This is a genomic window from Actinopolymorpha sp. B9G3 (genome assembly GCF_040120725.1).
Lineage (GTDB): Bacteria > Actinomycetota > Actinomycetes > Propionibacteriales > Actinopolymorphaceae > Thermasporomyces.
The window spans coordinates 621,745-637,615 of record NZ_JBEEAB010000002.1; the positions used below are offsets into that span (position 1 = coordinate 621,745).

The following is a 15,871-nucleotide window of genomic DNA, read 5'->3' on the forward strand; positions in this document are numbered from 1 at the left end:
GTCGCCGGATGTCGTGCGAGCCTTCGACCGGAAGTCGCGGCCGCTTGTCCAACACGACGGAGCATTCCTTCTTCATGCCACAAAGCCCTAACACGTCCACGCCCCGTGCCCGAACCAGCTCGTCCTCGCGGTCCGGCAAGGGCCAGCGCCGCGACAACCCGAACTCCGCCCGCTCCGCGAACTCCGGTTCCCAGGGCGGTCGTCGTACGTATGGCAACCAGTCGTCTGGTGAGCGCCGTGGCGGAAGGTCCAACGACCGTGGCCGGTTCGCCCGACGTCAGTCCGCACGACCCGCGACCCAGCCTCGCCCGGCCGACGCCGATCGGGCCCGTGAGCGGGAGCTCGACGCCGCCCTCGACGCGGCCGCGCAGGTCGAGCCGGCCGATCTCCCGGAGAGCTTCTCCGACACCGACCTGCCCGAGCGACTGGCCGAAGCGCTCAGCCGCCGCGGCATCCGCCGGCCCTTCCCGATCCAGGCGAGGACCCTGCCCGACGCGCTCGCAGGACGAGATGTGCTCGGCCGGGCGCAGACCGGCTCGGGCAAGACACTGGCGTTCGGGCTGCCGATGCTCGCCGCGCTCGCCGAAACAGTGCGGGAGCGGACGCCCGGCAACCCTCGCGGACTCGTCCTCGTCCCCACCCGTGAGCTGGCCCAGCAGGTCGCGGACGCACTCGCGCCGTTGGGCCGGCGGCTCGGCATCGAGCTGACGACGGTCTACGGCGGTTCCTCGATGCGCCGTCAGGTCTTCGCCCTCCGTGATGGTGTCGACATCGTGGTCGCCACGCCGGGTCGTCTCATCGACCTGATCGAGCAGGGCGAATGCCGTCTCAGCGACGTCAGGATCAGCGTTCTGGACGAGGCCGACTACATGGCCGACCTCGGATTCCTCCCGGCGGTGACCCGCATCCTCGACCTGACGCCGGCCGGCGGGCAGCGGATGCTGTTCTCGGCGACCCTCGACCGCGGCGTGAGCCGGTTGGTCGGCCGGTACCTCAGTGACCCGGCATTCCATGCCGTCGCCGCGGCAGCCGCACCGATCGAGTCGGTGGAGCACCGGGTCTTCACCCTGCGCCCAGAGGACAAGGTCGAGGTCGCGGCCGAGATCGCGTCCCGACCCGGGCGTTCGCTCTTCTTCGTACGCACCAAGCATGGCGCCGACCGCCTGGTCCGCCAGTTGCGCCAGTCCGGCGTCGAGTCCGTCGCCATCCACGGCAACCTCAAGCAGGGTGCCAGGCGCAAGGCGTTGGCCGGGTTCTCGGCGGGCTCGCCCAGGGTGCTCATCGCGACCGACGTCGCAGCCCGGGGCATCCACGTCGACGACGTGGACCTCGTGGTGCACTTCGACCCGTCGGCCGACCACAAGGACTACCTCCACCGCTCAGGGCGGACGGCGCGGGCCGGTGCCACCGGGACGGTCGTGTCGCTCGTCCACCACGACCAGCGGCGTGAGGTCGACCGGATGCACAAGCAGGCCAAGGTGAGTGCGACGGCAGTCGACGTCGAGCCCGGTCACACCGCGGTGCGTGACGTCGCCACCTCCGGCACGCCGATCGTCGTACGACCGCAGGCGACCGCCTCCGGCCGGCCAGCCCGCAGCGGTCGCCCCACCAACGGGCGGGGGCGCCCGAGCGGCAACCGGCGGAGCTCATCCAAGAACTCCTGGCGTCCGCACGACCACCAGACCGCGGACGGTTTTCGCCGCGGACGCCCCAAGGGCCAGGTCTCACGCGGCCAGCAGGCTTCGTAGCTGGTCGAGCGAGGCGTTCGCGCCGGTACACGCGATGCCGACCTGACGCCCGGCGAACCTCGGCGGATCGCCCAGAACGACCGCCAGCCCGGCCGCGCCCGCACCCTCGGCGAGGGTGTGGGCGTGGCTGAGTAACAACCGCTGGGCGGCACGGATGTCGTTGTCGCTGACGAGGACGAAGCCGGCGAGACCGTCCCGCATCAGTTGCTGCGTCAGCGCGAAGCCGCGGCCGGTCGACAGCCCTTCGACCTCCGTACGGTTGGGGCGCTCGACCAGGTGCCCCGCATGCCAGGAGTCGTGCGCGGCCGGCGCGGCGTCGGACTGGACTCCGATCACCTCGATGTGCGGCGCGAGGGTACGCACCACCAGGCTGGCCGCGGCGGCGTTGCTCCCACCTCCCACCGGTACGACGATGACGTCGAGATCAGGTGCCGCCGTGAGCAGTTCGAGGTAGGCCGTACCGACGCCGGCGATCAGCGCGGGTTCGTCGGCAGGGCTGACGAACCGAGCACCACACCGGCTGGCGAGCAGCGTGGCGGCGGTCGCGGACTCCTCGAGCGTCGTGCCACGCAGCACTACGGTGGCGCCCAACGCCTCGACCGCTCGGTGCTTGGACTCGTTCGCCCCTTCGGGCATGACGACCGTGCAGGGCGCGCGGAACTCCCGGGCCGCGTAGGCGATCGACTGGGCATGGTTGCCGGTCGAGTAGGTCACCACACCACGGTCGCGCTCGGCGGCCGGCATGGTGGCGAGCAGTGTCAGCCCGCCGCGGACCTTGAACGCACCGGTGGGCTGGACGTTCTCGTGCTTGACCACCACATGAGCCCCGCACGCCGCGTCCAGGGCGGGATAGGACCAGGCCGGTGTGGGCGGCAGGTGCGGCCGGAGCGTCTGACCGGCGCGGAGGACGTCGGTGAAGCAAGGTAGGCGCATGGCTCCAGGCTCCGGCACCGTTTCGTATTCGTCCAATGCCACTTGTCTCGATGTTCCATAGATCGCATCGATACGATGCACTGCATGCTCGACGTCGCCCGGCTCCGGGTCCTCGCCGCGGTCGCCAAGCACGGCTCGGTCACCGCCGCGGCGCGTGAGCTGCACTACGCCCAACCCTCGGTGAGTCATCACCTTGCCCGGTTGGAGGCGGAGACCGGCGCCCGCCTGGTGCAGCGGGCCGGACGCGGGATCCGGCTCACCGAAGCCGGCCGGATGCTCGCGGCCCGGGCGGAGGAGATCCTGGGGCGGCTCGACGCGGCGGAGGCGGAGCTGGCCGCGCATGTGGGTTGCGGCGGGGGCGGGTTCGGCTGGCCGCGTTTCCCTCGGCCCTCGGCACCGTGGTCCCCGTGGCGGTACGTCGGCTCGAGGAAGTGGCACCGGGCGTCGAGCTCTCCCTGGCCGAGGCGGAGCCACCGGAAGGTCTCGCGATGCTGCGGTCCGGCGAGGTCGACGTGGCTCTGGTGTTCCGGCACGGCGACGATCCCGACGAGGGCAGCGACAGCGACCTCCGGCTGGCGCACCTGCTCGACGAGGCCATCTACGTCGTCACCAGGAAGGGCAGCCGCAGCGACGGCCCGCGGACCGACGTCGCCACCTTCGCCGACGAGTCGTGGGTCGCGGGGTGCGAACGCTGCCGTGCCGACCTCGTGCGGCGCTGCGGCGAGGCCGGGTTCGCCCCGCGGATCGCCTACACGACCGACGACTACGTTGCTGTGCAGGCCCTCGTGGCCGCGGGCGTGGGAGTGACGACCCTCCCAGCCCTGGCGCTCACCGCATCCCGGCATCCAGGCGTACGGATCGATCGGTTGCACGGCTCGGTGCGCCATGTCGCCGCCGCGACGTACGGGCATCCACCCGACCCACCCGCGGCGGCCGCGCTGGTCTCCGCGCTCCAGGAGGTATGCCGGGATTTCGCCCCGGCGTTCTGAGCGAAGCGTCAGGGTCAGCCGGCCTCGAGCGGCGGAAGCCCTCAGACGGTCGCGAGCCGGGCCTGGTCCTCGTCCGCCGAACCCGTTGGGTCGTCGGCGCGTTCCTGCGTACCGACGACCACCCAGGCCGCCATCGCCACGGTCACCGCCGCGCCGAGCAGGTGGAGGCCAACGAGCACGACCGGCAGGTCGGTGGCGTACTGCACGAAGCCCACCCCTCCCTGGGCCAGCTCGACGGCTAGCAGCCACGTGGCCGCCCGGCGGGCCCGCGCGGGTGCGCCGGTCGCGTGGAGGGCCAGCAGGAGGCCGACAGTGAGTCCGACGAGTAGGAACACCAGATCGGCGTGGAGTTGGCTGAGCATCGCGGAGTCGAGACCGTTGCGCGGAGCGCGATCGTCACCGGCGTGGGGGCCGCTCCCGGTGACGACGGTGCCCGCGTACATCACGGCGAACGTGGCCGCGAGCGCCACCTGCGCCAGCCGGCGGACGGCGGACGGGACGGTCGGCACGGGAGCGCCGCCACCCTCCCGGGTACGTCGGACGAGCACCACGGCGACCGCGATGAGGGCCGGCGACACCATGAAGTGCGCGGACACGACCCACGGATTGAGCTCGGTGAGGACGGTGACGCCGCCCATCACGGCCTGGAAGGGCACGCCGAGCAGGAGAACGGTGGACAGCCGTACGAGGTCGGGCCGGCGCGGCCGGAGGCGCAGGGCGGCGAGCCACGCCAGGCCGACGGCGATCGCGACCGCGAAGGTGAGCAGCCGGTTGCCGAACTCGATCGTGCCGTGAATACCCAGCTCGGGATGGGCGGTGAGCGACTCCGCGCTGCACCGCGGCCAGGTCGGGCAGCCGAGGCCGGACCCGGTGAGCCGGACCGCGCCACCGGTGACGACGATCCCGACATTGGCGACGAGGGCGGCCACGGCGAGCCTGCGCATCAGTGCCGCGGTGGGGCGGGGGAGTGACACGCGGTAAAGCGTAGGTACCACCGCCACCCGCGCCCCCCTCGGGTGTCCGGCGCCCCTGCGGGGGTCCACCTCCACACCAACCCGTTCTTCCCGTGATCATGATAGTGGCCTGAACGAAAGTCGTGTATACGCCGAAAAGTCTTCATGATCAGGGGAGGGCGCCACGCGCCAAGGAGAAGTGGGAGGGCGCCACGCCAAGGGGAAATGGGAGTGCGGCCACGCCAAGGAGCATGGGGGTGCGCGCCCCGATGGAAGTCGTGACGAGAGGGCGGGCGACTACTCCCAGCGGAAGGTGCGGGCCGTGGCGATCCCGCCCAGGACTGCCCAGCCGAGGAGGACGCCCACGAACCCGCCCACACCGCCCCAGGAGGGACTGGAGAACGCATGACGCAGTCCCTCCGCGAGCGCCCCAGATGGCAGCCAGCCGATCACCGGCTGCAGGAGCACGGGGTACGCCTCCACAGGCACCAGGGTCGCTCCACCCACGAGCAGGAGGATGTAGACGAGGTTGGCCGCCGCGAGGGTCGCCTCCGCACGGACGGTCCCCGCCATCAACAGGCCGAGCGAGGAAAACGCGCAGGTCCCCACCACCAGCAGCACCAACGCCGCCGCGGCACCGCCTACACCCACGCCGGGTCGCCAACCCAGCAACCAGCCGGCGCCCACCACCAGGACGAGTTGCAGCATCTCGACCAGGACGACCGCCAGCAGCTTGCCGGCCAGCAGCCCGGTCCGTGACAGCGGTGACGTGCCGAGCCGCTTGAGGACGCCGTACCTGCGTTCGAACGCGGTCGCGATGGCCACGCTGGTGAAGGCCGTCGACATGACGGCGAGCGCGATCACGCCGGGCACCAGGAGGTCGATCCGTCGCGCGCCGCCGGCCGCCGATCCGAGGTCGAGCCCGGGCGCGAGCGCGCCGATCACCAGCAGCAGCAGCGGAATGACGAGCGCGAGCACCAGTTGTTCGCCGTTGCGGAGCAGCAGGCGCGCCTCCATCAGGCCCTGCGCGAGGACCATCCGGGGCCAGGGCGCGCGGCCCGGCGCGGGCGCGAACGTCCGTCCCGCCGCCGACGTCCCGGGCTCCGACGCCGCGGACCGCGGGGTCACCGGTGCAGCTCCCGCCCGGTGAGCTCGAGGAACACGTCCTCGAGGCTGTGCCGCTCGACGGCGAGGTCGTCAGGGAGTACGCCGTTGGAGGCACACCACGCCGTCACCGTCGCCAGCAGGTGCGGGTCGACCGTCCCCTGGATCACGTAGCTACCGGGCAGGGGTTCGCGTACCTCGCAGCCTTCGGGCAGTGCCGCGCGCAGCGAGCGCACGTCGAGCCCTGCGGGACCGCGGAACCGCAGCGTGTTCGCCGCTCCCCGCGAGGTGAGCTCGGCAGGGGACCCGGACGCGATCACGGTTCCGTGGTCGATGACGTGGACCTGGTCGGCAAGTCGTTCGGCCTCGTCCATGTGGTGGGTGGTCAACACCACCGCCACCCCGTCGGTGCGGAGGTCCTCGATGAGCTCCCAGGTCGTACGCCTGGCCAGCGGGTCGAGGCCCGCCGTGGGTTCGTCGAGGAACACGAGTTCCGGCCGCCCGACGATCGCCATCGCGAGGGCGAGGCGTTGGCGTTCGCCGCCGGAGAGCCGGCGGTAGGTGGTGGCGCCGCAGGAGCCCAGGTCGAGCCGGCGTACCAGCATGTCCACATCGAGCGGATGGGCGTGCAAACGGGCGATATGCCGCAGCATCTCCACGGCGCGTACGCCGGACCAGGCGCCGCCGTCCTGGAGCATGACGCCGAGCCGGGGCACAAGCTGTCGCCGGTCGCGCACCGGATCGAGGCCGAGCACGCGAACCCGTCCGCCGCTCGGTCTCCGGTAGCCCTCGCAGGTCTCGATCGTCGTCGTCTTGCCGGCGCCGTTGGGCCCGAGAATCGCCGTCACGGTGGCCTGGCCGACCGTGAGGCTCAGCCCGTCGACAGCGGTGACGGCGCCGCTTCCCCGCCCGTACCGCACCACGAGGTCCTCGACCTCGACGACGAGCTCACCCACGAAGGCGAGTCTAAGAGGCGGTCCCCTCGCGTCACGTGACCCGCCTCCTGCCGTGCTTCCGGGCGTACGCCATGGCCGCGACCGCCACGGCCAAGGCGACCGCCGGTGCGAGCAGGAGGGCTGCCCGGACGCTCCCGGCCGACCTGACGTCGGGCCACGGCCACCAGCCGCCACCGGAGGTCTCACGGGTGTCTGGAGGCGACGTCGCCGGCGGGTCGACCAGGACGGTCACCAACGTCCCGGCCCGGTTCGGCATCGACACCCGGCGGCGCTCGACCGCCTGGCCGACCTTGACGCTGACGTCGTAGTCGCCGAGAAAGCCCCGGGTCGTGTACGCGCCACCGCCGTTCGTACGACCGCCAGCCCGGGTCCACCAGTCGTGGTAGATGAGGTTCCGCCACGCGGCCGCGTTCGGCTTGGGCGTGAAGTCTGCCCGGTACATCGCCGCCGACGGACTCCAGTGGATCGGCTCCCAGAACCCCCACGTGGTGATCCGGGTGACGGCCGGATGGCTGAACGCCACGGTGAGGAAGTCGCGGGTGTAGTCCGCCTGGAGTGCCTCGTCGGTGGTCGTCACGTCGAACTCGCTGACCTCCAGTGGAACGCCGAGGCGGGCGTACCGGTCGAGGATGGGGACGAGATCGGCGGGTGGGGTCAGCTGTGGTGTGGCGAAGTGGGCCTGGAATCCGACGCCCTCGACGGGTGCGTCCTCGTCCCGAAGCTTCTCGACGAGCGTGAAGAGATAGTCCTGGTGGCGGCGGTTCCAGCCGTGGTCGTCCAGAATGTCGTAGTCGTTGACGAACAGCCGCGCGGAGGGGTCGGCCCGGTCAGCCAGCCGGAACCACGACGCCACCTCGTCCGGTCCGAGGACGTCCTGCAGGTCGTGCATGGCGTACGGCTCGTTCACGACATCCCAGACGTCGATCGTGCCGCGCAGGGCGCCCACCTCGTCGCCGATGTGCCTGTTGACCCGTTCCCGCAGGAGCGCCGGTCGGTCCCTCAGCTTCCGGACGTCCTCGGGCATCCGCCGCCAGCCCGGCCACAGCAGGGCGTGCCCGGTGGTGGTCATTCCCGCCGTACGCATCCAGTCGAGGGCGGGCAGGGTGGCCTGCCGGCGATGTCGGGTGTTCTCCCACGCCGACCATTTGAGGTCGTTGCCAAGCGTGCCGTGGTTGAACGTGGACCGCAGCACCTGTTGGTACTGGGCGTGGGAGCCGAGGGTTGCGGCGTCGACGGCCGTACCGAACCTGAACGCATGCGCACGCATGGCCACCTCCACCTCGGCCCCGCGTACCGGCCGGCCGGCCGCGTCGCGCACGCGGACCTCGAGGTTGCCCTTGCGGTAGGCGTCGATGCGGGCCCGTGCCTCTGCGCGCCAGGTGGCGTCCTCGCCCCGCCCCTCGTAGGTCGAGGACGGGAACCCCGGCGGGTCGCCCGGGCCGAGGTCGCGGAGCGAGAAGCCCGCGATCTGCAGCGTCTGCGGCCCGTGACCCAGCCAGAACGACGCCTGGGCACCACCCGCCGGGTAGCTGCCCGCGACCCGGAAGGGGTACTCGTACTCCCGCCACTCAGGTCCGAACTCGAGCGCGACCGACACCGACTTGCGGTGGTCGCCGCCGGCCTGCTCGACGTTGAACCGGGCGTGGGCGTCGGCCTGCCGCAGCGACCGGCCCCAGAACCGCACCACGACGGCGTGGCCGTCCCGCAACGGTATGGCGGTGCGGGCCGCCATCCGGATCTCCCGTTCGCCGTCGGCGTACGGGCTGGTGGGCGGTGAGGCGACGGTGAGCTGGAGTGCCCGCTTCAGTCCCGGTCCGTCGGGGATCGTGCCCGGTCGGACGGGAACGATCCGGGGCCGACGGATGTCGCCGGTCCTCGCGGAGTCGGCGAGGGCGCGAAGTGGATCGGGGCCGAGCACGTCGCGGGGGGCGGCTGACATGTCAGCCTGTGGCGCCGTGCCTGCCGTGCCTGCCGTGCCTGTCTGCGGCGCTGCGGCTCCGGCGCGTACCGGCGGGGCGAGGGGGACGAGAGCACTGGCGCACAAGACCGCGACGGCGCCGAGGAGCGCCCACCGCCCGGACGTACGCATCGGAGCCCACACGCGGACCAGCCTCCACCATCGTCCGACGGTCGCCTCCGGCCGACACGCGTACGTTTCCTGGCGGTTCGATGCCACGACAGAAGGGAACGGATGTGACGAAGGTCGCACCTGCCCGCATGCGACCCACGCCGGCGACTTAGGTGCGCCTCACTAGCCGGCGCCGCCGAATAACAGCACAATGAAGTTGTGAAAAACGCCCGGCCGCCTGTCGCGGCTCCCGCGGCAGCGGGACATGGTGTGTCCGGTGGGCATTCCACGCCCACAGACACGCAGCGGGACGTCACGCCCGAATCGGCCCACCAGCACGGGTCGACCCGGGAACGTGTCGCGCGGGTGATCCTCGAGTCCGGGCCACAGACGGCCGCCGCCCTCGCCGAGCGGCTCGGCGTCACACCGGCGGCCATCCGGCGCCATCTCGACGCCATGCTGGCCGAGGGTGTCGTCGTGGGGCGGCAGCAGCGCGTCTACGGACACCGGGGGCGTGGCCGGCCGGCGAAGGTGTTCGCGTTGACCGACGCGGGCCGTGGTGCGTTCTACCAGGCGTACGACGATCTCGCGGTGAGCGCGCTCCGCTACATCAGGGAGACCGGCGGGGAGCACGCCGTCGAGGAGTTCGCGCGCCGCATGGTCGGCCGGCTGGAGGAGCGGTACCGCTCCGTCGCGGCGTCCTCGCCGGGCGCGGAGGGAACATCCGCGCTGGCCGAGGCGCTGTCCGAGGATGGGTACGCTGCCTCGGTCGAGCCGGCCCGGCTGGGCGAGCAGCTGTGCCAGCACCACTGCCCGGTCGCCCACGTGGCCGAGCAGTTCCCACAACTGTGCGAGGCCGAGACCGAAGCGTTCTCCCGGCTCCTCGGGCGACACGTTCAGCGCCTCGCGACCATCGCCCACGGTGACGGCGTGTGCACGACGCACGTGCCCCACCAACCGCAGGAACACCGCACGCACGAACTCCGGGCCGCAGAACCCCGGACGGAGCAGGACCGAAGCCAACCCACGACCCGGCTCGACCGGACTGGGAGGAATTCTTCATGACCACGACCGCGCATCCAGAACTCGAGGGTCTGGGCCGCTACAAGTACGGCTGGGCCGACTCCGACGTCGCGGGTGCCACGGCCAAACGGGGCCTGTCCGAGGCCGTCGTCCGCGAGATCTCTGCGCTCAAGAACGAGCCCGAGTGGATGCTCGACATGCGGCTGCGGGGTCTGAAGTTCTTCTACCGCAAGCCGATGCCCACGTGGGGCGCCGACCTGTCGACGATCGACTTCGAGAACATCAAGTACTTCGTACGCTCCACCGAGAAGCAGGCCGCGACCTGGGACGACCTGCCGGCGGAGATCAAGAACACCTACGACAAGCTCGGCATCCCCGAGGCCGAGAAGCAGCGTTTGATCGCGGGCGTCGCGGCGCAGTACGAGTCGGAGGTCGTCTACCACAAGATCCGTGAGGACCTCGAGGAGCAGGGCGTCATCTTCCTCGACACCGACACGGCGCTTCGCGAGCACCCGGAGCTGTTCCAGGAGTACTACGGCACGGTGATCCCCCCGGGCGACAACAAGTTCGCGGCCCTCAACACCGCGGTGTGGAGTGGCGGTAGCTTCATCTACGTACCGCCGGGCGTGCACGTCGAGATCCCGTTGCAGGCGTACTTCCGGATCAACACCGAGAACATGGGGCAGTTCGAGCGGACGCTGATCATCGTCGACGAGGGTGCCTATGTGCACTACGTCGAGGGCTGCACGGCGCCGATCTACTCGACCGACTCACTGCACTCGGCGGTCGTCGAGATCATCGTGAAGAAGAACGCCCGCTGCCGGTACACCACGATCCAGAACTGGTCCAACAACGTCTACAACCTCGTCACCAAGCGGGCCACCGCGGCCGAGGGCGCGACGATGGAGTGGGTCGACGGCAACATCGGCTCCAAGATCACGATGAAGTACCCCGCGATCTACCTCATGGGCGAGCACGCCAAGGGCGAGACGCTCTCGATCGCGTTCGCCGGTGAGGGGCAGCACCAGGACGCCGGCGCCAAGATGCACCACCTCGCACCGCACACCTCGTCCACGATCATCTCCAAGTCGGTGGCGCGTGGCGGCGGCCGCACGTCCTACCGCGGCCTGGTCGAGGTGCAGGAAGGCGCCGACCACTCCAAGAGCACGGTGAAGTGCGACGCCCTGCTGATCGACACGGTGAGTCGGTCCGACACCTACCCCTACGTCGACGTCCGCGAGGACGACGTGGAGATGGCGCACGAGGCGACGGTGTCGAAGGTCACCGACGACCAGCTCTTCTACCTCATGAGCCGCGGGCTGGGCGAGGACGAGGCGATGGCGATGATCGTCCGCGGGTTCGTCGAGCCGATCGCGCGCGAGCTGCCGATGGAGTACGCCCTCGAGATGAACCGGCTGATCGAGCTGCAGATGGAGGGCGCAGTCGGCTGACGCCGGCAGGGCCACCGCGCGGCCCACGCCGAACGAACGCAGAACACACAGGACACCACGAACGACAGAAGGCGAGAACGACTCCGACATGCCCGAGATCAAGACCCGTCCCCGCAGCGCGGACGCTGGTACCGGTGCTGAAACCGCCAAGCCGGCTTCGCACCTGCACCCGCCGGGTTCGTTCGACCTCGCCGACCACGAGGTGCCGACCGGCCGCGAGGAGGTGTGGCGGTTCACCCCGCTGAAGCGCCTGCGTGGCCTTCACGACGGCTCGGCGCCGAGCGGTGGCAAGGTCGTCGTGGACGTCGACGCTCCCGCGGAGGTCGGGGTGGAGACGGTCGGCCGGGACGACGCCCGGCTGGGTGGGGTCTATCTCCCGGGTGACCGGGTGAGCGCCCAGGCCTGGACGTCGTTCACCGAGGCCACGGTCGTGACGATCCCGTCGGAGGTACGGCCGTCGAAGCCGGTCGTCGTGACCGTCCGCGGGGAGAACGCCGAAGGCGCGAGCTACGGCCACACCTTCGTCGACGTCCAGGCGTACGCCGAGGCGGTCGTGGTCCTGGACCACGTGGGTACGGCGACCTTCGCCGACAACGTGGAGTTCAGCATCGGAGAGGGCGCTCAGGTCACGGTCGTCTCGATGCAGGACTGGGCGGACGGCTCCGTCCACGCGGGACACCAGGCCGTCCGGGTCGGCCGTGACGCCAGGGTCCGGCACGTCAACGTGACCTTCGGCGGCGACCTGGTGCGGATCTACACCCACGTCGAGTACGCCGGCGTGGGTGGTGAGGCCGAGATGCTCGGGCTCTACTTCGCCGACGCGGGCCAGCATCTCGAGCACCGCCTCTTCGTCGACCACAACGACCCGCACACCAAGAGCAACGTGGAGTACAAGGGTGCGTTGCAGGGCAGCAAGGCGAACACCGTGTGGATCGGCGATGTGCTGATCCGCAAGGCGGCCGAGGGCATCCAGACCTACGAGAACAACCGCAACCTGATGTTGACAGACGGCTGCCGGGCACACTCGGTGCCGAACCTCGAGATCGAGACCGGCGAGATCGTGGGCGCGGGCCACGCGAGCACGACAGGTCGTTTCGACGACGAGCAGCTGTTCTATTTGCAGTCGCGGGGGATCCCCTCCGACGAGGCGCGTCGGCTCGTGGTGCACGGGTTCTTCGCCGACCTGGTCCGCCACATCGGCGTTCCCGAGCTCGAGGACCGGCTGCTCGCCGCCGTCGAGGCCGAACTGGAACGCAGCGTCGGCCTGCCACCGGCGTCCTCGGGGGTGGGAGCATGAGCGACTACCAGCGGGCCTGTGCGTTGGCCGAGGTACCGGACCTGGGTGTCGTGCCGACCGTCATCGACGGCGTACCCGTCGCGATCGTCCGCAGTGAAGGTGCCGTCCACGCGATCTACGACGTGTGTTCGCACGAGGAGGTCGCACTCTCCGAAGGCGACGTCGACGACGGCGAGATCGAGTGCTGGCTGCACGGCTCGCGCTTCGACCTCGCCAGCGGGCAGCCGACCGGCCTGCCCGCGACCGAGCCGGTGCCTGTGTATCCGGTGAAGATCGACGGCGACGACGTGCTCGTCGACGTACGCCATCCCCTGAACGCCGCGACCGAATGAATCCCACAAGCGACTGACCTGCACGAGAAACTGGAGCCTGATATCCCGTGAGCACCCTCGAGATCCGCGACCTGCACGTGTCCGTCGAGACCGAGTCCGGTCCGAAGGAGATTCTGCGTGGGGTCGACCTGACCGTCACGTCGGGGGAGACCCACGCCATCATGGGCCCGAACGGCTCGGGCAAGTCGACATTGGCGTACTCCATCGCCGGCCACCCGAAGTACCAGATCACCAAGGGCGGCGTCACGCTCGACGGCACCGACCTCCTCACGATGACAGTCGACGAACGCGCCCGGGCCGGGCTGTTCCTCGCCATGCAGTACCCCGTCGAGGTGGCGGGAGTCTCGGTCTCCAACTTCCTGCGTACGGCCAAGACCGCGGTCGACGGCAAGGCGCCGGCACTGCGGCACTGGGTGAAGGACGTCAACGGCGCTCTGGATCGGCTGGGCATGGGGGCCGACTTCGCCCAGCGCAACGTCAACGAGGGCTTCTCCGGCGGTGAGAAGAAGCGGAACGAGATCCTCCAGCTGGAGCTGCTCGACCCGAAGTTCGCGATCCTCGACGAGACCGACTCCGGGCTCGACATCGACGCCCTGAAGGTCGTGTCGGAAGGCGTCAACCGGTTCAGCGACAAGGGTGACAAGGGCGTCCTGCTCATCACCCACTACACCCGGATCCTGCGCTACATCACGCCGGACCACGTGCACGTCTTCGTCGACGGCCGGGTCGCCGAGGAAGGTGGCCCCGAGCTGGCCGAGAAGCTCGAGGCCGAGGGCTACGCGAGCTACGCGAAGGCGGGCGCATCCACGTGACGACCACCCCTGCAGTAGACCGGCTGGACGCGCAGAGGATCCGGAAGGACTTCGCGATCCTCGACCGGGTCCTGCCCAACGGTCGTCGGCTCGTCTACCTCGACAGCGGGGCGACCTCGCAGAAGCCGCGCCAGGTTCTCGACGCCGAACGCGACTTCTACGAGCAGCACAACGCCGCCGTCCACCGGGGCGCGCACCGGCTGGCCGAGGAGGCGACCGACCTCTACGAGTCCGCCCGGGCGCGGATCGCCGCGTTCGTCGGTGCTGACGAAGGTGAGGTGGTGTTCACCAAGAACACCACCGAGGGCATCAACCTCGTGGCGTATGCGATGAGCAATGCCGCGACGGCGGGCCCTGCGGCGGAGCGCTTCTCGGTCGGCCCCGGCGACGAGATCGTGGTGACCGAGATGGAGCACCACGGCAACCTCGTGCCCTGGCAGATGTTGTGCCAGCGCACCGGGGCCACGCTGAAGTGGTTCGGGCTCACCGACGACGGCCGGCTCGACCTCTCCGATGTCGAGGCCATGATCACGCCGCGCACCAAGGTGGTGGCGTTGACCCAGCAGTCCAACGTCCTCGGCACGGTCAACCCGCTCGATCTCATCACCGCCCGGGCCCATGTCGTCGGGGCGCTCGTCGTCGTCGACGCCGCGCAGTCGGTGCCGCACCAGCCGGTCGACTTCCACCGGCTCGGCGTGGACTTTCTCGCCTTCTCCGGCCACAAGATGCTCGGCCCGACCGGCATCGGGGTGCTGCTGGGGCGCCGCGAGCTGCTCGAGGCGATGCCGCCGTTCCTCACCGGCGGGTCGATGATCGAGGTCGTCCGCATGGACATGACGACGTTCGCTCCGCCGCCACAGAAGTTCGAGGCAGGGGTGCCCAACATCGCCCAGGCGATCGGGCTCGGCGCCGCGGTCGACTATCTGAATGCCGTCGGCATGGAGGCCGTCGCCGCGCATGAGCACGACCTTACGGCGTACGCCCTGCACCGGTTGGCCGCCATCCCCGGCGTACGCATCATCGGGCCGCCGACGGCGGAGGCGCGTGGGGGAGCGGTGTCGTTCGTCGTCGACGGGATCCACCCGCACGACGTGGGCCAGGTCCTCGACGACCTCGGCATCGCCGTCCGGGTCGGGCACCACTGCGCCTGGCCGATCGTGCGCCGCTACGGCATCCCGGCCACCACGCGAGCGACGTTCTACCTCTACAACACCCGGGCCGACGTCGACGCGCTCGCCGAGGGCGTCGAGGAGGTCAAGCGCTTCTTCGGCGTGGACAGTGCTCTGGGCGTGGACAGTGCTCTTGGCGTGGACAGGGGTACGGGAACCTGATGCAGGTCGAGGCGCTCTACCAGGACATCATCCTGGACCACTACCGAAGCCCGCACGGCAAGGGCCTGCGGGATCCCTTCGACGCCGAGGTCTACCACGTCAACCCCACGTGCGGTGACGAGGTGACGCTCCGGGTCCGCCTGTCCAGTGGCGAGGGCGACGGAGACGGACCGGTCGTCGAGGACGTGTCGTACGACTGCATGGGGTGTTCGATCAGCCAAGCGGCCGCGTCGGTGCTCCACGACCTTGTGCAAGGCCGCCGGGTCGACGACGCGATGCGGGTGCATGACGAGTTCCTCGCGCTCATGCAGTCGAAGGGCCAGGTCGAACCGGACGAGGAGGTGCTCGAAGACGGCGTCGCCTTCGCCGGTGTGTCGAAGTACCCCGCGCGGATCAAGTGTGCGCTCCTCGCCTGGATGGCGTGGAAGGACGCGACTCTGCAGGCGATGGGTGCTGGTGATGCAGTTGGCACGCACGAGCAGGTAGCGTCGGAGCAGTTGGGCACCCAGCCGGACGACGAGAGGGGAGCCGGGCGATGACCGAAGTGAAGACGTCTGACGACGACGTTCTCGAGGCGATGAAGGATGTGGTCGACCCCGAGCTCGGCATCAACGTCGTCGACCTCGGTCTCGTCTACGGCGTTGCGCTGGACGACGCGGGTGTCGCGACGATCGACATGACCCTGACGTCCGCGGCGTGTCCGCTCACCGACGTGATCGAGGACCAGACGCAGGTGGCGCTTGACGGCGTGGTCGATGCGTTCCGGATCAACTGGGTCTGGATGCCGCCGTGGGGCCCGGACAAGATCACCGACGAAGGTCGCGAGCAGCTCCGCGCGCTCGGCTTCAACGTCTGAACGGCATCTCCGCACCAC

The 15,871-nt window shown here is 70.2% G+C and carries 15 protein-coding genes and 1 pseudogene; 11 read left to right on the forward strand and 5 right to left on the reverse strand.

The annotated features are described in order from the left end of the window. Positions 1 to 74 precede the first annotated feature (74 nt). Positions 75 to 1,748, forward strand: a complete 1,674-nt coding sequence (locus ABNF93_RS05925) for a DEAD/DEAH box helicase (protein ID WP_349326553.1) — start codon at positions 75 to 77, stop codon at positions 1,746 to 1,748. Here ABNF93_RS05925 and ABNF93_RS05930 read toward each other — a convergent pair. After that, positions 1,725 to 2,681, reverse strand: a complete 957-nt coding sequence (locus ABNF93_RS05930) for a threonine ammonia-lyase (protein ID WP_349326554.1) — start codon at positions 2,679 to 2,681, stop codon at positions 1,725 to 1,727. The genes ABNF93_RS05925 and ABNF93_RS05930 overlap by 24 nt on opposite strands. Before the next feature lie 84 nt (positions 2,682 to 2,765). Here ABNF93_RS05930 and ABNF93_RS05935 point away from each other — a divergent pair. Together ABNF93_RS05935 and ABNF93_RS05940 are read left to right on the forward strand one after the other, a co-directional pair. Beyond that, positions 2,766 to 2,894, forward strand: a pseudogene (locus ABNF93_RS05935) (helix-turn-helix domain-containing protein); the annotation flags it as partial. Between the two features lie 194 nt (positions 2,895 to 3,088). Then, positions 3,089 to 3,670 carry a LysR substrate-binding domain-containing protein gene (locus ABNF93_RS05940; protein ID WP_349326555.1) on the forward strand — a complete coding sequence of 194 codons (582 nt, stop codon included), beginning with the start codon at positions 3,089 to 3,091 and terminating at the stop codon, positions 3,668 to 3,670. Between the two features lie 41 nt (positions 3,671 to 3,711). Here the strand turns inward: ABNF93_RS05940 and ABNF93_RS05945 are convergent, their stop codons facing one another. From ABNF93_RS05945 to ABNF93_RS05960, 4 genes are all read right to left on the reverse strand, one after another. Continuing rightward, a complete protein-coding gene (locus ABNF93_RS05945) occupies positions 3,712 to 4,644 on the reverse strand; it encodes a COX15/CtaA family protein (protein WP_349326557.1) in 933 nt (310 codons plus the stop codon). Between the two features lie 276 nt (positions 4,645 to 4,920). Beyond that, entirely contained in the window at positions 4,921 to 5,751 is an 831-nt protein-coding gene (locus tag ABNF93_RS05950) for an ABC transporter permease (protein ID WP_349326558.1), read from the reverse strand. Beyond that, positions 5,748 to 6,683, reverse strand: coding sequence for an ABC transporter ATP-binding protein (locus ABNF93_RS05955; RefSeq protein WP_349326560.1), 936 nt, complete (start codon positions 6,681 to 6,683; stop codon positions 5,748 to 5,750). The genes ABNF93_RS05950 and ABNF93_RS05955 overlap by 4 nt, the downstream gene beginning before the upstream one ends. 31 nt (positions 6,684 to 6,714) lie before the next feature. After that, positions 6,715 to 8,859 carry an endo-1,4-beta-xylanase gene (locus ABNF93_RS05960; RefSeq protein WP_349326562.1) on the reverse strand — a complete coding sequence of 715 codons (2,145 nt, stop codon included), beginning with the start codon at positions 8,857 to 8,859 and terminating at the stop codon, positions 6,715 to 6,717. Positions 8,860 to 9,117: 258 nt separating this feature from the next. On the opposite strand from ABNF93_RS05960, the gene ABNF93_RS05965 reads away from it, so the two are divergent. The 8 genes from ABNF93_RS05965 (at position 9,118) to ABNF93_RS06000 (ending at position 15,853) form a co-directional block, all read left to right on the forward strand. Continuing rightward, positions 9,118 to 9,816 (forward strand): helix-turn-helix transcriptional regulator, encoded by a 699-nt coding sequence (locus tag ABNF93_RS05965; RefSeq protein ID WP_349326648.1) that lies wholly within the window; start codon positions 9,118 to 9,120, stop codon positions 9,814 to 9,816. Then, a complete protein-coding gene (gene sufB, locus ABNF93_RS05970) occupies positions 9,813 to 11,225 on the forward strand; it encodes a Fe-S cluster assembly protein SufB (protein ID WP_349326563.1) in 1,413 nt (470 codons plus the stop codon). Before ABNF93_RS05965 ends, sufB begins: the two co-directional genes overlap by 4 nt. Before the next feature lie 88 nt (positions 11,226 to 11,313). Further along, positions 11,314 to 12,522, forward strand: a complete 1,209-nt coding sequence (gene sufD / locus ABNF93_RS05975) for a Fe-S cluster assembly protein SufD (RefSeq protein ID WP_349326564.1) — start codon at positions 11,314 to 11,316, stop codon at positions 12,520 to 12,522. Then, on the forward strand, positions 12,519 to 12,854 hold the full coding sequence (locus ABNF93_RS05980) for a non-heme iron oxygenase ferredoxin subunit (RefSeq protein WP_349326566.1): 336 nt from the start codon (positions 12,519 to 12,521) through the stop codon (positions 12,852 to 12,854). Before sufD ends, ABNF93_RS05980 begins: the two co-directional genes overlap by 4 nt. Positions 12,855 to 12,901: 47 nt before the next feature. Then, complete coding sequence (gene sufC / locus ABNF93_RS05985) at positions 12,902 to 13,666, forward strand: Fe-S cluster assembly ATPase SufC (protein ID WP_349326568.1); 765 nt, start codon at positions 12,902 to 12,904, stop codon at positions 13,664 to 13,666. Beyond that, complete coding sequence (locus ABNF93_RS05990; RefSeq protein WP_349326570.1) at positions 13,663 to 14,997, forward strand: cysteine desulfurase; 1,335 nt, start codon at positions 13,663 to 13,665, stop codon at positions 14,995 to 14,997. Before sufC ends, ABNF93_RS05990 begins: the two co-directional genes overlap by 4 nt. After that, positions 14,997 to 15,536 carry a Fe-S cluster assembly sulfur transfer protein SufU gene (sufU, locus tag ABNF93_RS05995; RefSeq protein WP_349326572.1) on the forward strand — a complete coding sequence of 180 codons (540 nt, stop codon included), beginning with the start codon at positions 14,997 to 14,999 and terminating at the stop codon, positions 15,534 to 15,536. The genes ABNF93_RS05990 and sufU overlap by 1 nt, the downstream gene beginning before the upstream one ends. Then, entirely contained in the window at positions 15,533 to 15,853 is a 321-nt protein-coding gene (locus ABNF93_RS06000; protein ID WP_349326573.1) for a metal-sulfur cluster assembly factor, read from the forward strand. Before sufU ends, ABNF93_RS06000 begins: the two co-directional genes overlap by 4 nt. Positions 15,854 to 15,871 lie beyond the last annotated feature (18 nt).